General features: G+C 71.9%; 15 protein-coding genes. 9 read left to right on the forward strand and 6 right to left on the reverse strand.

Features of this window, described 5'->3' with window-relative positions; translation table 11 throughout:
* Positions 1-98: 98 nt before the first annotated feature.
* From WMF20_RS03370 to WMF20_RS03380, 3 genes are all read right to left on the reverse strand, one after another.
* The gene (locus tag WMF20_RS03370) at positions 99-752 is read right to left on the reverse strand and encodes a hypothetical protein (RefSeq protein ID WP_437610619.1); all 654 of its coding nucleotides are present in this window, start codon (positions 750-752) and stop codon (positions 99-101) included.
* A gap of 425 nt (positions 753-1177) precedes the next feature.
* Complete coding sequence (locus WMF20_RS03375) at positions 1178-1870, reverse strand: glutathione S-transferase N-terminal domain-containing protein (RefSeq protein WP_437617078.1); 693 nt, start codon at positions 1868-1870, stop codon at positions 1178-1180.
* Positions 1871-2038: 168 nt separating this feature from the next.
* Positions 2039-2956 carry a homocysteine S-methyltransferase family protein gene (locus WMF20_RS03380; RefSeq protein ID WP_437610621.1) on the reverse strand — a complete coding sequence of 306 codons (918 nt, stop codon included), beginning with the start codon at positions 2954-2956 and terminating at the stop codon, positions 2039-2041.
* A gap of 346 nt (positions 2957-3302) precedes the next feature.
* Here WMF20_RS03380 and WMF20_RS03385 point away from each other — a divergent pair, with 346 nt between their 5' ends.
* The 3 genes from WMF20_RS03385 (at position 3303) to WMF20_RS03395 (ending at position 6592) form a co-directional block, all read left to right on the forward strand.
* Positions 3303-3911 (forward strand): hypothetical protein, encoded by a 609-nt coding sequence (locus WMF20_RS03385; RefSeq protein ID WP_237244995.1) that lies wholly within the window; start codon positions 3303-3305, stop codon positions 3909-3911.
* A gap of 47 nt (positions 3912-3958) precedes the next feature.
* Positions 3959-5578, forward strand: a complete 1620-nt coding sequence (locus WMF20_RS03390; RefSeq protein ID WP_437610623.1) for a S53 family peptidase — start codon at positions 3959-3961, stop codon at positions 5576-5578.
* 78 nt (positions 5579-5656) lie between these two features.
* On the forward strand, positions 5657-6592 hold the full coding sequence (locus WMF20_RS03395; protein WP_437610625.1) for a hypothetical protein: 936 nt from the start codon (positions 5657-5659) through the stop codon (positions 6590-6592).
* Between the two features lie 205 nt (positions 6593-6797).
* Here WMF20_RS03395 and WMF20_RS03400 read toward each other — a convergent pair whose 3' ends face one another.
* Complete coding sequence (locus WMF20_RS03400) at positions 6798-9320, reverse strand: glycoside hydrolase family 31 protein (RefSeq protein ID WP_437610627.1); 2523 nt, start codon at positions 9318-9320, stop codon at positions 6798-6800.
* A 1087-nt stretch (positions 9321-10407) separates the two neighbouring features.
* Between WMF20_RS03400 and WMF20_RS03405 the strand changes: the two genes are divergently transcribed.
* From WMF20_RS03405 to WMF20_RS03430, 6 genes are all read left to right on the forward strand, one after another.
* Entirely contained in the window at positions 10408-11910 is a 1503-nt protein-coding gene (locus tag WMF20_RS03405; protein WP_437610629.1) for a L,D-transpeptidase, read from the forward strand.
* Positions 11911-12123: 213 nt separating this feature from the next.
* On the forward strand, positions 12124-12504 hold the full coding sequence (locus WMF20_RS03410; protein ID WP_437610631.1) for a cupredoxin domain-containing protein: 381 nt from the start codon (positions 12124-12126) through the stop codon (positions 12502-12504).
* A 29-nt stretch (positions 12505-12533) separates the two neighbouring features.
* Positions 12534-12977 carry a hypothetical protein gene (locus WMF20_RS03415; protein ID WP_437610633.1) on the forward strand — a complete coding sequence of 148 codons (444 nt, stop codon included), beginning with the start codon at positions 12534-12536 and terminating at the stop codon, positions 12975-12977.
* A complete protein-coding gene (locus WMF20_RS03420) occupies positions 12967-14448 on the forward strand; it encodes a TolC family protein (RefSeq protein WP_437610635.1) in 1482 nt (493 codons plus the stop codon). Before WMF20_RS03415 ends, WMF20_RS03420 begins: the two co-directional genes overlap by 11 nt.
* A gap of 1 nt (position 14449) precedes the next feature.
* The gene (locus WMF20_RS03425; protein WP_437610637.1) at positions 14450-15778 is read left to right on the forward strand and encodes a multicopper oxidase family protein; all 1329 of its coding nucleotides are present in this window, start codon (positions 14450-14452) and stop codon (positions 15776-15778) included.
* A gap of 205 nt (positions 15779-15983) precedes the next feature.
* Positions 15984-16568 (forward strand): DUF2914 domain-containing protein, encoded by a 585-nt coding sequence (locus WMF20_RS03430; RefSeq protein ID WP_437610639.1) that lies wholly within the window; start codon positions 15984-15986, stop codon positions 16566-16568.
* 36 nt (positions 16569-16604) lie between these two features.
* On the opposite strand, the gene WMF20_RS03435 is transcribed toward WMF20_RS03430, so the two are convergent.
* Both WMF20_RS03435 and WMF20_RS03440 read right to left on the reverse strand, forming a co-directional pair.
* Positions 16605-17210: a Uma2 family endonuclease gene (locus WMF20_RS03435; protein ID WP_129572991.1), complete on the reverse strand. Its 606-nt coding sequence runs from the start codon at positions 17208-17210 to the stop codon at positions 16605-16607.
* A gap of 68 nt (positions 17211-17278) precedes the next feature.
* Positions 17279-18640: a metallophosphoesterase gene (locus tag WMF20_RS03440; RefSeq protein ID WP_437610641.1), complete on the reverse strand. Its 1362-nt coding sequence runs from the start codon at positions 18638-18640 to the stop codon at positions 17279-17281.
* Between the last annotated feature and the right edge of the window lie 66 nt (positions 18641-18706).

Consider the following 18706-nt stretch of genomic DNA (forward strand, 5'->3'; position numbering starts at 1 on the left):
TGGGTCCTGGCGTCTTGGCGGCCTCGTGCTCCGGATCGTCGCGCGGGGCGCGGCCCATGGCGGCTCCGGTGAGCCGGAGGGGCTCGCGCGCGGGGAGATCAGGGGTTGCGCTGCTGGCCGTACCCGCCGGTCTGGCCCGTGGCGCCGGGCGCGAAGCCCGACTGCTGGCCGACGCCCAGCTGGCCGACGTGGCCGTAAGCGCCCGATTGGCCGATGGCCGTCTGGCCGAGGGCGGCGGTCTGGCCAACGCCGGCCTGCTGACCCAGCATCGCCTGGCCGGATTGCTGGCCGTAGCCGAACCCAGCCTTGGACGGGATCCCGCCCTTGCTCGGACCGAAAGAGCCCTTGCTCGGACCGAAAGAGCCCTTGCTCGGACCGAAAGAGCCCTTGCTCGGGATCATCTCACCCTTGCTCGGACCGAAAGAGCCCTTGCTCGGACCGAAAGAGCCCTTGCTCGGGACGAGCCCCGCCTGGCTGGGGATGAGCCCCGCCTGGCTGGGGACGAGCCCCGCCTGGCTGGGGATGAGCCCCGCCTGGCTGGGGACGAGCCCCGCCTGCCCCGGACCGAGCTGGGACGTGCTCATTCCCATGTATCCGCCCCGCGCCCCCTCGAGCGCTTGCTCGGCCGACACGATCGAGGCCTCGTCGAGCTCGGCTTGATCGAGATCGGCCTCGTCCGTGCTCACCGCGCAACCGGCGGCGAGGGCAGCGAAAAGAACTGCAGGCACCAGCATCTTGCTATGCATCGACATGATCGGTTCCCCCCGATGTCCACGAGAGCCCAGCAGGCCCAGACATCTCGGCTCACCGCAGAGCAGAGTGTGTGCCTATCCGACGTGTGCATACGTTTCCGCTCCCGGCATGCTTGACGTTGGGGCGGCGGAACATGCAGCGCGCGCGAGCGGCGTCCGGGTCCAGCCAGGGCGCACCGCTCCTCCGAAGCGCAGCGCGCAGATCCGCCCGCGAGGCGCGTTGCGCGCCGGCCTCGCCCTGCTCGGAGGCGCGTCGCTCGAGCCGCGTGTGCATCGCCGGGGCGCCGGGACGGGACGGTTCGTCCGAGGTCGACCCGTCCGCCCAGGCCGCAGCCCCGTTCACGAAGCGTTGCGCGCCCGCGACGCTCGAGCGCGCCGCCGCGGGGCGCGGAGGCCGCGCCTCACGCGCCCCGCGGACGGGCGGCTCACGCCTGGGGCTTCTTGCCGAACAACCAGCGCTTCGCCTCGTCGTCGAGCGACTGGCTCTGGTTCCGCAGCTCGCTCCCCGCCGCGAGCCCCCGCGCGACGGCCGGCCGCGCGCGCACCGCGTCGATCCACCGCTTGAAGCTCGGGAGCTCGTCGGCGGACACCCCGTAGCGCTCGTACAGCATCGCCCAGGGGAAGCTCGCGATGTCGGCGATCGAGTACTCGCCCGCCAGGTAGGGCCGATCCGCGAGCCGCTTGTCCATCACGCCGTAGAGCCGGCGGACCTCGTTCGTGTAGCGCTCGATCGCGTACGGGATCTTCTCCGGCGCATACTGGCTGAAGTGCCCCGCCTGACCGGTCATCGGGCCGAGGCCGCCCATCTGCCACATGAGCCACTGGGTCACGTCGTAACGACCACGGACGTCCGAGGGGATGAGCTGCCCCGTCTTCTCCGCGAGGTAGAGCAGGATCGCGCCCGACTCGAATACCGAGATCGGCGCACCGCCGCCCGGCGGATCGTGATCGACGATCGCGGGCATCCGGTTGTTGGGGCTGATCGCGAGGAACTCCGGCTTGAACTGATCGCCCCGCCCGATGTTGACCGGGATGAGCTTGTACGGGAGGCCCGTCTCCTCGAGCATGATGCTGATCTTCCAGCCGTTCGGGGTGGGCCAGTAATAGAGGTCGATCATCGTGCGCTCCGTCTCCGTGGTGTGTCGCCGATCGCGACTGCGTGCCATCTCGGGATCTGGATCGTCTGCAGGGCGCCGCGCCGGCGCCGCCCTGCGCCTCGGGCATCGGTGGCACGTCGACCCGGGAAGAGCAACCGGCGATCGGCGCCTCAGCGCAGAGGCCCCGCCTCAGCGCAGAGGCCCCGCCGGGCGGCGCGCCGCCTCGTCGGCGAGCGCGCGCAGCGCCGCGACGTGCGCGGGCCCCGTCCCGCAGCAGCCGCCCACGATCGTGGCGCCCGCCTCGATCCAGCCGCGCGCGAGGTCGGCGTAGCGCGCGGCCGAAGCGCGGCCCTGCCCCTCGGCCCAGCCGAGCCCCTCGGCCTCCGCGCCGGCGTTCGCGTAGGCGCCGAACGGGACGCCGCACGCCGCGAGCCGCTCGACGTGCTCGAGCGTGCGCGTCGCCGGGGTGCAGTTGACCAGGACGGCCCGCGCGCCGCGGGCGGCCGCCTCCCGCGCGGCGGCGCCGATGTCCTCGGGCGAGAGGAGATCCGCGCCCGGTCCCGCCGTGAACGACACCCACGCTTCGACGCCCGTGGCGACGGCCTCCTCGAGCGCCACGAGCGCCTCGCCGACGTGCGGGAACGTCTCGCAGAGCAGGACGTCGACGCGCGCCGCCGCGAGCGCCTGCGCGAGCTCGCGGTGCTCCTGCCGCGCGTCGGCCGGGCTGAGATCCGGCCGGTAGCAGTCCTCGAGCGGCGCGATGCTCCCGGCGACGCGGTGCCGCGGGTCCACCTCGCCGACGGCCTCGCGCGCGAGCGAGACCGCGCGCGAGAGGAGCTCGGCCCACGCGGCGCCCGCCTGCCTCCGCTTCGCGCGGAACGTGTTCGCCGTGTGCACCGTGGCGCCCGCGCGCGCGTAGTCCCGGTGGATCGCGCGGACGACGTCGCAGCCGCGCGCGTCGAGCAGGGCCGCCGCGCTCCAGAGCGGCGCCGGCGTCTCGACCCCCCGCGCGGCGAGCTCGGTCCCGAGCGGGCCGTCAAGCACCACGATGTCGGCCTCAGCCGTCCCCTCGACTCGCCCGGACCGCGCGCGCTGCTCGTCCACCATGTAGGCTCCGGTATGTCCGTGACCGGCTCTCAAGGCAACCCCTGATTCCCGCCGTGGGATCGCTGTACTGCAGCAGGTATGCCGGGCCCGCACAGCGCACCGTCCCGACCACTATGCCGCAGAAAGAACGATGGAATTCTCTTTCGCCCCGGGAATTTACTTGCCAGGTATGGGGGGGCTGCGGCACCGTTTGAAATCATCTTCCCCTCATTCCGATCGACTCGCGGGAGTCGTGGGGTCCGACAGGCAGCCATCGCTCGAAGGACCGACAGGGGGTGGAGCTCCCTCTGGCCAGCTCGGGGCTAGGTGACCTCCGTCAGTGAGCCTATAGAAAGGAATGCCCAACATGATTCGACAGTCCATCCGTTCTTCCAAATCGCTCGCTCTCAGTGTTGCGCTCGGCGTCATCGCGGCGGCCGGTTTTACCGGATGCGGCGCGTCGGAGGAGCCGGTCGTCGATGACGCGGTGACGCATGAGCGGATCACGCAGGCCGACATCCCGGAGGGGAAGTTCCTGAGCCTCGAGATGGACCAGAAGACGGTCTACGCCCTCGACTACTCGGCGGCGCCGATCGACTACGCGCGCATCAAGCTCGCCACCGGCAACGGCAAGGAGGTCCTGCTCTCGGAGCAGATGGCCGCGGTGGAGAGCGCCGACTACGGCGACTACCCGGCGCCCGTGCTGACGGAGAGCTCGGACGACAGGTTCAGCATCGCCGCGGACGCGGCCGCCTTCGGCAAGCTGTCGGCGAGCGAGCTCGATCAGCTGAAGGCCGACGGGTTCTTCTACTCGGAGAAGCCCGTGAAGTCCCCGGGGGCGAGCCCGCAGAGCACCGACCCCGAGTGCATCCACGCGTACTGCGAGATCTGCGTCGACAACGACACCGGCGGGCACCCCGAGACCTGGTATCCGGGGACGTACACCTGCTACCTCGTCGAGCACGTCTGGTGCTGAGCCTCGCCTGACGACCTCCTCCCCCCTCGCTCGCGAGGCCCTCATTGATGCGTTCGCTCTCGGTTTGGTGCGTTGCGTCGCTCGCCCTCGCCGCGGTGGGGTGCGGGGATGATGGACCGGTGCTCCCGAGCGGCCTCCCGCGGCCGCTCGCGGGGGTCTACCTCGACTTCGGCCCGGCGCCGGAGGAGGACCGCTTCCGCGCGCTGATCGGGTTCCCGACCCGGGACGTCCCCGGGCTCGAGAGCGCGATCGAGGACATGTACGATCCCGGGAAGCCGGAGACGTTCCGGAAGTACATGTCGGTCGACGCGTGGATGGAGCGCCACGCCCCGTCCGAGAGCGATATCGCGGCCGTCGAGGCCTGGCTCACCCAGCACAAGATGGAGATCCGGCGCCGGTCCAAGAACCGGCTCCTGCTCGAGTTCGCGGGCACGGTGGAGCAGTTCAACACCGCCTTCGACACGGAGCTGCGCGATTTCGAGCGCGAGAACCCCTCGAAGGGCGGCAAGCCGCTCCGCACGTTCGGCGCGCTGGATCCGCTCAGGCCGCCGCAGAAGATCATCGATCTCACGTCGGGCGTCATCGCGGTCGACGTCCCGGCGGACACCGCGCCGCTCCCCGGCGAGACGGGCTCGATCGAGAAGACGCCGCCGGAGGGGCAAGAGCAGGGGGTCACGCCAGCGCAGATCGCGCGCGCCTACGCGGTCGACAAGCTCCACGCCGAGGATCACCGCGGGCAGGGCGTGAAGCTCGGCATCGTGGTCGGGGCGACGTTCAAGACCCGCGATCTCCAGTCGTTCTGGCAATCGTTCGGCATCACGTCGCGCGACAACCCGGAGGTCGTGGTCACGGCGGATCCGGTCTCGACGCGCTACCTCGAGACGACGCTGGACACGGAGTGGGCGGGCGCGATGGCGCCCGAGGCGGAGCTCATCGCGTACGAGGGGCCGGATGCGCGCACCCTCTCGATCCTCTACGCGTGGAACGAGGCGATCGCTGCCGGCGAGGTGTCGGTGCTCTCGACGTCGTTCGCGCACCGCGAGGAGACGGAGGCGGAGCCGATCCGGCAGCAGTACCACGAGGCGGCGCGGATGGGCGCGGCGCTCGGGATGACGATCGTCGTCGCGGCCGGCGACTCGGCGAAGCCCGACGTGCCGTCGTCGAGCCCGTACGTGACGTGCGTCGGCGGGACCCGGCTCGAGTTCGGCGGCGACGGCGAGGTCGCGCGCGAGGTCGCGTGGAGCGGCTCGGGGTCGGGGCGATCGCGCCAGTTCGAGACCCCGTGGTGGCAGGAGGGCGTCGTGCTGGACGCGCAGGGGCGGCGCGCCGTCTCCGATGTCGCGCTGAACGCCTCGGGGGACTCCACGTACTGGCTCTACTACCTGGGCGAGTGGGAGCGGCGCAGCGGCACGTCGTTCGCCGCGCCGGTGTTCGCCGGGCTGATGGCGACGGTGAACAGCCAGCGGCTCGCGCAGGGCAAGCCCGTCGTGGGGTGGCTGAACCGGGCGCTCTACACCGACGCGAAGGTGCAGGCGGCCTTCCGCGACATCACGGAGGGCAAGACCGACGACGGGAACGGCGAGGGGTTCAGCGCGGGGCGCGGCTGGGACTATCCGACCGGCTGGGGCGCTCCGCTCGCGGACAAGCTCGCCGAGGCGCTGCCGTAGGGCAGGGCGCCTCGTGCGCTCGATCTGGCGCCGGCCTGCGCGTCGTCTCCGCGGCGACGATGCGTCATCCTGGGTCGGATGACGCCCCCCGCCGCATCGCTCTCCCGCCCGTTCGTTTGCTTTGCGCTCCTCGCGGCGGCGGCGCTGGGATGCGATCGCGCGGGCCGCGCCGCCGGGCCGTCGCCCGCGCCGCCCAGCGCCGCGCCCGCCGCGGCGCCGGAAGGCGCGGCGCCGGCCGCGGCGCGAGAGGGCGCGGCGCCGGCGGGGGATGCCGCCGCGCCCGCCCCGGCGGCGGAGGGCGCCGCGTCGGCTGCCGCGCAGGTCGCGCCGCTCCGCGCGGACGCGCCGTTCGTGGAGCTCGCGGTCGACGGGTTCGCGAGCGCCGTGGTGTCGGTGCCGATCGGCGCCGCGGCGCGGCGCCCGGTGCTCATCGCCTCGCACGGCAACTACGACCGGCCCGAGTGGCAGTGCCAGGTGTGGCGCGGCATCGCGGGAGGCGACGCCTTCATCCTGTGCCCGCGCGGCGTCGCGCGGTCCGACTCGCCGTCGGCGAGCGACGTCCGCTTCACGTACGAGAGCAACGCCCGCCTGGAGCAGGAGATCGACGCGGGGCTCGCGGCGCTGCGCGCGCGCTTTCCCGAGCACGTCGACGCCGGCGCGGTGCTCTACACCGGCTTCTCGCTGGGCGCGATCATGGGCTCTGCGATCGCCGCGCGGCGGGCGGCGCTCTTCCCGCGGCTCGTGCTGGTCGAGGGCGGACACGACAAGTGGACCCCGAAGGCGGCCAGGGCGTTCGCGGACGGCGGCGGGCAGCGCGTCCTCTTCGTCTGCGCGCAGGCCGGGTGCGGCGCCGCGGCGAAGGCGGCGGCCGCGCGCCTCGAGAAGGCTGGCGTGCTCACGCGCGTGGTGCGCAGCGAGGAGGCCGGGCACCGGTACGACGGACCGATCGCCGAGGAGACGCGGCGGGCGCTCGGCTGGGCGATCGAGGGCGACGCGCGGTGGCGCTCGCGCTAGGGCCGCGCAAGGCGAAGGACGAGCTCGCCGCGGCGAACCGGGCGCAGCGAGGCCTTGTTTCGCTGCTCACGGTGCGACCACGGCGACCGCCGGCACGCCCGCGGCGGCGGGCGCGCTGGCCATCCAGCGGCCTGGTCGGTGGAGCATCCGTCTGCCCGAGCGTCGACGCAAGGCCGCGAGGTGTCGGGGAGGTGCGGGCCGTCGCTCAGTCTGCGCTCACGACCACCTTCGAGCCGTTGTACGTGACCGTTTGATCTGCAGCGGCGGTGACGTCGATGCCGGCGCCATGACCCTCGCCTACCCACACGATCTTGAACGTCCTGGTGGCCGGCATCCCGTCATAGCTCCCCTCCCTTGCGCCGATGGTCAAGTCCTGGGTGGCCTCGTCCCACGTGAGCGGGATTTGCGAGTATTGCCCATCCTCATAATCATAGCTGTCGCCCTCGTCTTCATACAGGGTGAAGGACCCGTCTTGACCTTTGTAGATCCGGATCTCCAGCGGGTCGATGCTCTGCGTCGCGTACTGAATGTTGGGACCCATGGGGACGATCGAGCCCGCTTTGACGAAGAGCGGCAGCTCGCTCAGCGGCGCGGGGACCGTGGCCGTGCTCCCGCCGTTCGTCGTCGCGCCTGTCCAGAAATTGTACCAGGTCCCCGCGGGGAGATAGACGGAGCGGCTGGTGGCGCCCGCGGCGGTCACTGGATTGACCAGGAAGGATGGACCGAACAGGAACTGATCCTTGATATTGAACACCTTCTCATCGTTGGGGTAGTCGAAGACCAGGTGCCGCATGATGGTGTAGCCTTCGCTGGTCACCTTCCATGCCAATGAGTAGATGTAAGGCATCAGCCGATAGCGCAGATTGTCGATTTTGAGGAGGTTGGCCTTGGTGGCGGCGCTCCAGCTGTTGCTGTACAGCTCCCTCGACCCGCCTCCATGGATCCGGAAGATCGGGGAGAACGCGCCATACTGGAACCAGCGGGTGAAGAGCTCATTGTTCGCGCTGGTGCTCCAGTTCACGTTGTGGCCCCAGTACCCGCCGATGTCCGTGGTCCAGTAGGGCATCCCCGCGAGCGAGAAATTGAGCCCCGCAGGGATCTGCTTGACATAGGTCGCAAAATCGCTGTTGATGTCTCCCGACCAGCACGTCGTGGCGTATCGCTGCTGGCCGGCAAAGGCGCTTCGGGTGAGGTTGTAGACTCGCTTCCCTTTCGGGCCGATGGCACGCCAGTGCTCGTACAACCCCGCGGAGTGTTGCAGGGGATAAGCGTTCACGTACAGCGCCCCCTTGCCGAGCGCGGTGCTGGCCGCCCGCACGTTGACGGGGTCCGGATAGCCCTGCGGCTCGGTGTTGTCGGCCCAGATGCCGTCCCAGCCATGCGGCCCCAGCAGGCGATCATGGATCTGCTGGTACACCAGCGCTCTGGCGGCGGGGTTGAAGGTGTCATAGAAATGGTGTGAGCCGCCGCTGGGGTACAGCGCTCCAATTTCGTCGAGCGCGCGATAGTTGTCCAGCTCTCCCGCCTTCCTCTCCGTGTTTACGCGTTGGTACAACGGCCAGATCGATATGATCGTATGGACGTTGTCTTCATGCATCTGGGTGATGAGAGACGCTGGATTGGGATAGCGGCTCTCATCCATGAGATGGGAGCCCCACGCGTACGGGGTCCAGTAGTCCCAGTCTTGAACGATGCAGTCGAGCGGGATGTTGTTGTCGCGGTAGCCGTCCTTGACCCTCAGCAGCTCGGACTGGCTGCCGTACTTGTCCTTCGACTGGAAGAGCCCGTAAGCCCATTTCGGGAACATCGGGGCTGCGCCGGTCGCGGTGCGGTAACCGGCGACGACCTGGTCGATGCTCGGGCCATAGAAGAAATAGTAGTCCACCATTTCGCCCGCTTCGGACGAATAGCTGTACTTCGTGTTGTTGGAATCGGTCCCGTCGAACTCCGAGCTGGAGTAGTTGTCCCAGAAGATTCCGTAGCCCTTGTTGGACACCAACACCGGAACGTTGATCTCCGTGTTGGCGTTGATGATGCGTCGTTTGGTGCCCTTGCGGTTCATCACGCTGTCCTGGTGCTGACCAAGGCCAAACAGGGCTTCATCAGGAGGCGATTTGAAGACGGTCTTGACGCGGTTCGTGCTGACCCCCTCGACGGTCGCGGGGGTCACGGCCTTGCTGTCTTCCGACAAGATGACGTTGCCGTTCAAGTCGGCATAGCTGACCAAGCCGCTGGCCATGTCGACATTGGCCTTCATGCGTGTGGTGGTGATGGTCACGACCCCCGAATCTTCCTCGACGCAAAAGCTCCGTGTGTCCCACTTGTTGTTGACGGACAGAGAGATCTTGTCGGGGAGCGAAGCGGCGGTGGTGTACTGGACCCGGATGGTGCTCTCGTTGCAAACCTCCAGTTTCAGCAGACCGTCTCCCAAGGTGAAGGTGACGCCGGTCGCGTCGACAGCATAAGCCCCGGTCTCTGCAGGTGCGGGCGGGCAGACGAGTTGGTCGTCGCCTCCCTGGCCTCCGGTCCCGCCGCCCGCGCCGCCCGCGCCGCCCGCGCCGCCCGCGCCGCCCGCGCCGCCTCCCACGCCGGTCGTGCTAGCGGCGTTGGTCGCCGTGCCGCCGGTACCCGGATCGGGGGCGGGGTCGGGCCCGTCCGAGCATGCGCCGCCGAGCGGTATGAGGCCGATCAGTGCCACGTAAAAATATCGATTGATTAAGCTTCGCATGACTCCTCGCGAACAACGGATTTGATAGCGGATCGCCGCGATTTCAGCCGTTTGCGCCGGCTCTGACCTCGCCAGGAACGCTCCTTCGCGGGGGCAACTTTGGACGAACTCCCGCAGGCGGCGGCGTGAGGGCGGCGCCTTGGATGCATGGACGACCTGTTGAGATAGCGTCGCTCTTCCAGGGGGGACCGGATCGCACGGAGGACGCTCTGCCGGCCAGGCAGCGCAGTCAGGTGGGGCCTGACGTTTCCATGCGCTTGGGATTCCTTCTCCCTTCAAGACAAGGCGGTACCCCGCAGGACCATATTGTTAACGTTAACATTCGAGGGCGTCAATTCCAATCAGCCGGCCGGCGACTGTTCTCAAACCGAGGGACAAGGCTGGCGGGTCGCGTCCGGAGCGCCGCGTCAAGAAGAGCCGGCGCCGGACCGTCGTCGCCGCGGTCCCGCTCGGCTCAACGCTGGAGCCGCCGGCGCCGAGATATCGCCTCCTCTGCGCGGCGACTCCTGCGCGCGTTCCGGCTACGAGCTCGCCAGGGCTCCTCCGAGCTCGACATCAGCGACTCCACCCAGCGCTCGCGCAGATCGCGAGCGACCGGCGGTCCTGGTCGAGCGTCGTGGTCGAGACCGAGGTGGTCCTGCGCGAGGGCTCCGCGGCGGTGCCTCCCCAGGAACCAATGGGCTCGTACGAGCCGAGATCATGGGGGTACACGCGCGCCGGGGCCGGCCTCCGCTGCGCACCAGTGCGCACAAGTCCAGGTCGCGGATAGCCGCGCGCGGACTGGTCACATCATATATGTTATCGTTAACATTCGGCGTTCGGGTTGCGGATCTGCTCGATAGCATGCTGTCGGGCCCCCCAGCTCCAGCACACGATGGGAGACGCGGGCTGGCAGCGGAGCCAGTCACCGAGCTGCTCGGTCCGCTCGAGCTCGGCGCACGCGCAGCGCGGCGGCGCGCCGTGCGCCGACGCCCTCTGGCCGGCGGGCGGCCTCTGAGCTAGACGAGGCCCGTCGTCGATGATGGCTTGCTCTTTCCTGGAAACGCGCGCGCGGCATCGCGGTGGCCCGGGTAGGTCGCTCCGCGCGATGGCGCTCGCGGCGTCCGCCCTCGCAGCCGCCTGCGGCCCGGGCGAGGAGCCGCCGGGGCGCTCGGCCGCCGCGCTGCCGGCGGCCCCCGAGCAGCCGCCGGCCGACTCGGGCGCCTCCGAGCTGCTCGCCGCCCTCGACGCCGGCGGCGAGGCCGAGCCCGCGGCGACCCGGGAGGCGTTGCGCCCCGGGCGCGGCGACAAGCTCGCGAGCATCGCGATGCGCACGTTCGTGTACGCCGCGCCCGAGCGCGGCGCCGCCAAGCTGGGCTACCTGCGGGCCGGCGCGGTCATCGAGCGCGCGGCGGCGCCGTCGGGCGACGCGGGGTGCCCCGGCGGGTGGTACGCCGTGCACCCCCGCGGCTTCGTGTGCGTCGGCAAGGGCGCCTCGCTCGACCTGAATCACGAGATCGTCGCCGCCACGCCGGCCGGCCCGCGCCGCGGGCAGCCGTATCCCTACCGCTACGTCGTGTCGCGGAAGCCGCCGCCGCACCTCTATGTCCACCTGCCGAGCGAGGCGGAGCAGCGGCGCGTCGAGGGGCGCTCGCGCGGCCAGGCCACCCCGGCGTGGTCCCTCCGCGACGAGGCGCTCCTCGGCGAGCCGGAGCCGCTCACGCCGTTCTTCGCGAGCCGCCGCGACCTGCCGAAGCCGTTCGGCGCCGCCGAGAAGGTCCGCTTCCCCGCGCACCGCGGGCGCGCGCGGGCCGACTCGGCCTTCGGCCTGATCTCGACCTTCGCGTGGACCGGGCGGCGCTTCGGCCTGACGACCGAGCTCGATCTCATCCCGATCGACCGCACCTCGGCCGTCGTCCCCACGGCGATGCGCGGCGTCGAGGTGAAGACCGAGGGGACCCCCGCGTTCGTCATGCACCACGGGGTGCGCATGCTGAAGCCGGACGCCTCGGGCGAGCTCAAGCCGGACGCCTGGGCGCCGTACCGGTCCGGCTGGGTGCTCACGGGCAAGACGGCCGCCGGCGGGGCCTACGTCGAGACGGACGCGGGCGCGTGGATCCCCGCGTCCGCGCTGCGCGTCGCGCGGCTGGGCCGCGACTTCTGGGGGCACGCGGCGCGCGGCCGGAAGTGGATCGACATCTCGATCGAGCTCCAGATGCTCGTCGCCTACGAGGGCGTGCGCCCCGTCTTCGCGACCCTGGTGTCGACGGGCAGGGGCGAGCTCGCCGACCCGACGACCACGAGCGCGACCGTGCAGGGCACGTTCTTCGTCCGCGAGAAGCACGTCACGGCGACGATGGACGGCGACGATCTCAGCGAGACGTCGGTCGATCTGCGCGACGTGCCCTATGTCCAGTACTTCCACAACAGCTATGCGCTGCACGGCGTCTACTGGCACGACGCGTTCGGCAAGGTGCGGAGCAGCGGTTGCGTGAACCTCTCGCCCGCCGACGCCGCGTGGCTGTTCGAGTGGACCGATCCCCCCGTCCCCGAGGGCTGGCACGCCGCGTTCAACGACAAGGGCGGGACGCTCGTGTACATCCACGCCTAGCCTCGACGTGGGCAGCTCCCCGGGTCACCACGCGAGAGCGCCCATGTCCGGGCTGGCCGGCTCGACGACGGGCGGGACACCCGAACACGCCACCGGGCAGGCTGAGCCATGAGACTCCGGACTGGCAGCCAACGAATCCGATCGAAGGCGGTGTAATGCCGCCGGAGCGTGCGCGTCCGCCAGGTACAACCCCGAACGAAGGGACCCCTGGTCATGACGCGTCTCCTGGTCGTCTCCGGTCTGTTTGCTGCCTCGCTCTTCGCCCCCTCGCTGCTCGTGTCGAGCGCCGCGGCCGAGGAGGCGCCCACCCCATCGCCCCAGACCGTCCGCGAGATCGAGATCGCGGTGGACGGCGGCTACAAGCCGAGCCGCATCGTCGTCACCGAGGGCGAGCGGGTCCGCCTGAAGCTGGTCCGGCGGGACTATTCGCCGTGCTCGCGCGAGGTCGTGTTCGCTTCCCTCGGGATCCGGCGCGAGCTGCCGACGAACGTGCCGGTGGTGATCGATCTTCCCGCGCTGAGCCCTGGAGAGATCGAGTTCAAATGCGGCATGAACATGCTACGGGGCGTCATCGTCGTCGAGCCCCGCAAGTGATGGCGCTCGCCGATGCTGGAGCGGCTTCCATGAAACCACGTCACCTCGCCGGGCCGAACGCCCTGCTGATGCTCGTCGTTGCGCTCGCCGGCTGCGCGCCGCGCAGCGTTCCCGCGAGCTTCCCCGCATCGTCTGCCGCCTCACCGCAGGCCGCGGAGGCTCCCTCGCCGCGGATCGGCGTCGCCCTCGCGGAGGACCCTCCTCTGCCCGGAGAGCCCACCGCCGGCTGGGTCGGGCTCGAGCCCGCGTCGGCGCCCGGCGCCGATCCTCACCAGCATCACCACCACCATCACCACGGCGCCGCGCCGGCCCCGACGGCGCCGGGCGGTCACCAGCACCACGACCCCGGCGCCGCGCCGGCCCCGACGGCGCCGAGCGGTCACCAGCACCACGACCCCGGCGCCGCGCCGGCCCCGGCGCCGCCGGCCGGCCAGGCGTTGCCCAGGCCCAAGGAGCCCGCGCATGCCCACTGAACCCCGTCGCTCGCGCCCGCGCGCCGCGCGCCTCGCGCCGCGCGCGGCGGCCCTCGCCCTCCTCTCCGCGGCCGCGGCCGGCTGCGGCGCCCCCTCGGCCGCCGCCGACATCGCGCGGATCCGCGCGCTCTCCGGCGCGGAGCTCCCGCCGAGCGCGACGTCCGATGCCGTCGATCCGGAGCCCGCCGGCGACGCGCGCGCCCTCGGCCAGGCGTCGCGACGGCCGCTCACCGCGGACGCCGCGGTGCGGCTCGCCCTGCTCAACAACCGCGAGCTGCGCGCCGCCCTCAAGGAGGTCGGCGTCGCCCGGGGCCAGCTCGAGCAGGCGGGCGCGCTGCCGAACCCGGAGATCGAGGTCGAGGTCACGCCGCGGCAGGAGGGGCTCGAGCACACGCACGTCGAGCTCGCGGTCGAGATCGACCTGACCTCGGCGCTCCTGTCGCCGCTCCGCGCGCGGGCCGCGCGCTCGGAGCACGAGGCGGCGCGCTTCCGCGCCGCCGGCGCCGTCATCGAGCTCGGCTACCAGGTGCGCGCCGCGTTCTACGCCGCGCAGGCGGCGGAGCAGCGCCTCGGCATCGCGAACCGCGCGCTCGACGCGTTCGCCGCCGCGCGCGACGCCGCCCGCGCGCTCTTCGCGGCGGGCAACGTCCCGGAGCTCGACGTGGCGACCCAGGAGGCGGGCTACGAGGAGGCGCGCGTCACGGCCGCGCAGATCGAGCTGGAGCTCCTCACGCAGCGCGAGCGGCTCCACCGGCTGCTCGGCCTCTCGGGCGCGGCGACCGCGTGGACGATCGCCGGCGCGCTCCCGTCGGCGCCCGAGGCGATCGCGACGCCCGCGCGCGCCGAGACGCAGGCCGTGCGGGCGAGCCTCGAGCTCGCGGAGCTGCGCAGCCGCCTCGAGGCCGCGGCCGGCCGGGCCGGCGCCCTGCGCGCCGAGGGCTGGGTGCCGGACATGTCGATCAGCGTGCGCGGCGAGCGGGAGCTCCCCGAGCGCGGCGAGGTCGACGGGCACCCGTGGGTCCTCGGCGCCGGGCTCCGCGTCGCGCTCCCGATCTTCAACCGGCGGGGCGGCGCCGAGGCCGCGCAGACGGCGGAGTTCGACAGCCAGCTCGAGCGCTACCACGGGCGCGCCGTCGACGTCCGCTCGGCGGTCCGCGACGCCCGGAACCGGCTCGTGTCCGCGCACGCGCGGGCGCGGCACTACGAGCGCGTCGTCCTCCCCGCGCGCAAGCGGGTCCTGGAGCAGACGCTGCTCCAGTACAACGCGATGCAGGTCGGCGTCTTCCAGCTGCTCTCGGCGCGCCGCGAGCAGCTCGACGCCGAGCTCGCGGCGGTCGAGGCGCTGCGCGAGCACTGGACGGCGAAGGCGGCGTTCGACGCGCTCCTCTCGGGGCGCCGCGTCGAGGCGGCGGGGGCGGAGGCGCCCGCCGCGATGCCGAGGACCACGGGCACGGGCGAAGGAGGGCACTGACATGGATCGACGTTCGTTCATTCACGCGGGCGGCCTGGCCGCCGGCGCCGCCTTGCTCACGCGCGGGCTCGCGCACGCCCAGGAGCGCCCGGCCGCGCCGCCCGGCGCCGCGGCGCCGGCGCCCCGCCGGATCGCGGCGCCCGGGGGGCAGCCCGCCGTGGTGACGCCGAACGGCAGCACGCTCCCGCTGCGGGCGGTGGACGGCGTGAAGGTCGGCCACCTCGTCGCGGGCCCCCTCGAGCACGAGTTCGCGCCTGGCCTGAAGTGCGAGGTCTGGGGCTACAACGGCAGCACGCCCGGCCCGACCATCGAGGCGGTCGAGGGCGATCGCCTGCGCATCTACGTGACGAACAGGCTGCCCGAGCCCACCACGGTCCACTGGCACGGGCTCGTGGTGCCGAACGGCATGGATGGAGTCGCCGGGCTCAACCAGCGGCCGATCCCGCCCGGCGAGACGTATGTTTACGAGTTCGTCGCGCGGTATCCGGGGACGTACATGTATCACTCGCATTTCGACGAGATGACCCAGATCGCGCTGGGCGCGGTGGGGATGTTCGTCGTGCACCCGAAGAGGCCCCGCGGCCCGCGCGTGGACAGGGATTTCGTGCTGATGACGCACGAGTGGAAGATCAACGCCGGGGCGCGCCGGCCCGATCCGAACGCGATGAGCGACTTCAACGTCCTCACGTTCAACGGCAAGGCGTTCCCCGCGACGGCGCCGCTCCTCGTCGGCCGCGGCGAGCGCGTGCGCATCCGCCTCGGGAACCTCGGCCCCATGGATCACCACCCGATCCACCTGCACGGCCTGTGGTTCCAGGTCACGGCGACCGACGGCGGGTATGTCCCCGAGTCCGCCCAGTACCCGGAGACCACGGTCCTCGTCCCGGTCGGCAGCACGCGGGTCATCGAGTTCGTCCCCGAGGAGCCGGGCGACTGGGCGGTGCACTGCCACATGACCCATCACACGATGATGCAGATGGGCCACGGCCTCCCGAACATGGTCGGCGCCGACACCCGCGCGCTCGATCGCCGGATGAGCCGCGTGATGCCCGACTACATGACGATGGGGACCACGGGGATGGGCGGCATGGGCGAGATGCCCATGCCCATGCCCGCGAACAGCCTGCCGATGCGCGGCGGGGCCGGGCCGTTCTCGTACATCGACATGGGCGGGATGTTCACCCTCCTGAAGGTCCGCGACGCGCCGGACACGGCGGATCCCTCCGGCTGGTACGCGCACCCGGCCGGCACCGTGGCGGGGCCGGCGAGCGCGGAGAGGATGCGCGCCGACGGGATCGACCCGGCCGGAGGAGGGAAGTCGGGCGGGTGAGCCTCTCGACGTGGTCTCCGGCGGCGGCGCGGTCCGGCCGTCGCGCCGGACACACAGGGCGCGGCCCGGCGACCACAGTGGCCGGAGAAATCCTCAATGATTCCGATGGATCAGCAGCGGTCCGCGCCTTGCCATATCGACGGCGAGACGGGGACGCCCCGGAACACGGAGGAGTGCTTCGATGGCTACGAGGATGGCACGACGGATGACGTTTCTGGTGCTTTGCGCGGTTTCGCTCGCTGGCTGCGGTGAGCGTCACGACGCGCGGCCTCCGGCGGCGGCCGCCGCCGCGAGCCCCGCGGTGGCGCAGTGCCCCGAGCCGGTGGTCGCCGCGGCGGCGCCGCCCGCGAGCCCGCCGGCCGCGGCGGTGACGGCGGCGGCGCCGGCGCCGGACGCGAGCGCCGCGGCGGGCAAGGGCGGCAAGGCGGGCAGGGAGAAGGGGAGTGGCGCGGCGGAGCTGAAGGTGAAGCGGCTGGTGCTCGCGGAGGGGGTGAAGGACCGCGAGCCGGTGGCGCCGGGGACGACGTTCCGCGCGCCGGAGACGGAGCGGCTCTATGCCTTCCTGGAGATCGAGAATCGCGGCGACGCGGAGGGCGAGGTGACGGTGGCGTTCGTTCCGCCGGACGGCGGGGCCCCGGTCGGCAACGTGACGCTCGGGGTCGGGCCGTCGCCGCGCTGGCGGACGTGGGCCTTCACGCGCGGGGTGCGCAAGGCGGGGGAGTGGACGGCCGTCGTGCGGTCGGAGACGGGCGAGGAGCTCGCGCGCGCGCCGTTCGAGGTGACGCTGTAGCCGGCGCGGCCGCGCGCGGAGGGCGCTCCGCCGCGGTCAGGGCGCGGCCGGCGGCCCGTCGCCCGTCGCGCCCTGATCGAAGACGTCCAGGTACACCCGGTCGACGTCGAGCGCGCAGCCCAGGGACGAGAGCGCCGCGCGCTCGCCCGGCCCGTGGATTCGGAGCAGCCAGGCCCCGTCCGGCTGGCGTGTGAAGACCTCGATTCGCGGCGCCTTCTGGGACGCGAGCACGTACTCCTCGAGCGACGGCAGGGTCCTGTACTGCGCGAATTTCTCTCCGCGATCGTAGGCCTCGCTCGAGTCCGAGAGCACCTCGACCACGAGGCGCGGGTTCAGGAGCGTGTCGCGCTGCTCGTCCTCGAACTCGGGGCGCGAGCAGACGACCGCGCCGTCGGGGTACACGTAGCGGCGCGTCGCGGCGATCTTGATGCGCATGTCGGAGGTGAGCACACGGCATCCTCGACCCTGGAGCGCGCTCCGCAGCTCGCCGATGACGTTCGCGGCGACCGCGCTGTGCTCCAGCGTGCCGCCTGCCATGGCGAAGATCTCGCCGTCCGCGTACTCGTGGCGGAGCGGCGAGGAACGCTCGAAAGCCAGGTATTCCTGGGGCGAAAGGCCCGTGCGCGCCGCGGCTTGTGCCATGGTCCTCACTTTCACCCAGGACGCCGAGCGCGTCCACACGGAGCCCGCGTTCGGCGTGCTCCGATGCGTCAGGCGGGCACGAGCTCGACGAGCGTGATCTCCGGCGGGCAGTTGATGCGCACCGGCAGCCAGCCGCCGGCGCCCGCGTTGACGTGGAGGCGCCGGCCGCGGTGCTCGTAAAGGCCGTTGTGGTAAAGCCCGGCCGGCAGCATCGGCGTGAGGGCGTAATCGCCGATCCGGCCCAGCGAGATCTGCCCGCCGTGCGTGTGGCCGGACAGCATCAGGTCGAACGGCAGCTCGCGCGCCGCGCGGAACGTGCCCGGGTGGTGGCTGAGCAGGACGCGCGGCGCGCCGTCGTCCTGCATCTGCCCGAGCGCGCGGGCCAGCCCGTCGGCCGTCGGGCGCCGGGCGGGCTCTCCAGGGCGCGCGCGGCTCGGGTAATCGATCGCGCCCATCCACAGGCGATCGCCGCCGAGGCGGACCTCGCGCGCCTCGTCGACGAGCACCTGGGCGCCCGCTTCTTCGAGGCCCTTCACGATCGCCGGGATGCTGGCCGAGCGCGCGGCGATGTACTCGTGGTTGCCCATGCAGAAGAAGAGCTGCCCCCGGGCGGGGCGCAGGCCCCGGAGCAGCCGCGTGGACAGCTCGAGCTGGGAGACGTGGTGATCGAGCAGATCGCCCGTGATGACGTGGATGTCGGCGCGGACCGCGTTGATTGCGTCGCGGAGCTCGTCGAGCCGCTCCGCGTCCATGAAGCTGCCGACGTGCACGTCGCTGAGCTGCGCGATGGTGACGCCATGGAGGCTCGTCAGCTCGCGCCGCACGGGCAGCGCGACCCTCACCACGACCGGACGCTGTCGCGAGGCGAGCACGCCGCCCATCGACACCGCGACGGCCGCCGCCGGCAGCGCCCACGACGCGCCGACGACGAGCCGACGGCGGGTCTCGTCGACGGGCTCCGGTCCGGTCTCGGCTTCTCCGGGAGCGCAGCTGGCCTGAGCGGCTGGAGCATTGGCGGTCTGAGCGGCTGAATCGGCCTGAGCGGCTGAATCGGCCCGAGCGTTCGTGTCGACCTGAGCGCCCATGACCGCCCCGGCGTTCGGGGCCGTTCGGCCGCAGCGAAGCGCCCGGACGGCCGCGGCCGCGGTCGCGGCGATCGCGAGGAGCAGCCCGTACATCAGCAGGGCCACCTGAGCGCCCATGGCGATCAGCGACACCGGCTCGGGCACGTGGCGCTGGAGCGCGCGCAGCCCCGGCCAGCTCGCCACGGTCATGAGCAGCGCCGGGTGCGCGACAAGCAGCAGCCCCGCGGCGCACAGCCCGTCGAGCAGCGCTCCGTGCCGCGGGAACGCCGCGCGGAGCCGCCGCCAGACGAGCAGGCCGAGGAGCGCGTTGACGAGCGTGACGACGAGGCCGCCGAGCTGGAACACGTGCTCGAAAGTAGCATCGCGCCGCTCGATCGTCCGGCCGCCTGCGCCCGACGAACGAGCGGCCCC

The sequence above is a fragment of the Sorangium sp. So ce834 genome, from assembly GCF_051521425.1.
In the GTDB taxonomy this organism is placed as follows: Bacteria; Myxococcota_A; Polyangia; order Polyangiales; family Polyangiaceae; genus Sorangium; species Sorangium cellulosum_D.

What these genes read in the sequence shown, in the direction of transcription:
- WMF20_RS03370 (WP_437610619.1), bottom strand. Translation starts at nt 752, where the DNA reads ATGTCGATGCATAGCAAGATGCTGGTGCCTGCAGTTCTTTTCGCTGCC.
- WMF20_RS03375 (WP_437617078.1), bottom strand. Translation starts at nt 1,870, where the DNA reads ATGATCGACCTCTATTACTGGCCCACCCCGAACGGCTGGAAGATCAGC.
- WMF20_RS03380 (WP_437610621.1), bottom strand. Translation starts at nt 2,956, where the DNA reads ATGGTGGACGAGCAGCGCGCGCGGTCCGGGCGAGTCGAGGGGACGGCT.
- WMF20_RS03385 (WP_237244995.1), top strand. Translation starts at nt 3,303, where the DNA reads ATGATTCGACAGTCCATCCGTTCTTCCAAATCGCTCGCTCTCAGTGTT.
- WMF20_RS03390 (WP_437610623.1), top strand. Translation starts at nt 3,959, where the DNA reads ATGCGTTCGCTCTCGGTTTGGTGCGTTGCGTCGCTCGCCCTCGCCGCG.
- WMF20_RS03395 (WP_437610625.1), top strand. Translation starts at nt 5,657, where the DNA reads ATGACGCCCCCCGCCGCATCGCTCTCCCGCCCGTTCGTTTGCTTTGCG.
- WMF20_RS03400 (WP_437610627.1), bottom strand. Translation starts at nt 9,320, where the DNA reads ATGCGAAGCTTAATCAATCGATATTTTTACGTGGCACTGATCGGCCTC.
- WMF20_RS03405 (WP_437610629.1), top strand. Translation starts at nt 10,408, where the DNA reads ATGGCGCTCGCGGCGTCCGCCCTCGCAGCCGCCTGCGGCCCGGGCGAG.
- WMF20_RS03410 (WP_437610631.1), top strand. Translation starts at nt 12,124, where the DNA reads ATGACGCGTCTCCTGGTCGTCTCCGGTCTGTTTGCTGCCTCGCTCTTC.
- WMF20_RS03415 (WP_437610633.1), top strand. Translation starts at nt 12,534, where the DNA reads ATGAAACCACGTCACCTCGCCGGGCCGAACGCCCTGCTGATGCTCGTC.
- WMF20_RS03420 (WP_437610635.1), top strand. Translation starts at nt 12,967, where the DNA reads ATGCCCACTGAACCCCGTCGCTCGCGCCCGCGCGCCGCGCGCCTCGCG.
- WMF20_RS03425 (WP_437610637.1), top strand. Translation starts at nt 14,450, where the DNA reads ATGGATCGACGTTCGTTCATTCACGCGGGCGGCCTGGCCGCCGGCGCC.
- WMF20_RS03430 (WP_437610639.1), top strand. Translation starts at nt 15,984, where the DNA reads ATGACGTTTCTGGTGCTTTGCGCGGTTTCGCTCGCTGGCTGCGGTGAG.
- WMF20_RS03435 (WP_129572991.1), bottom strand. Translation starts at nt 17,210, where the DNA reads ATGGCACAAGCCGCGGCGCGCACGGGCCTTTCGCCCCAGGAATACCTG.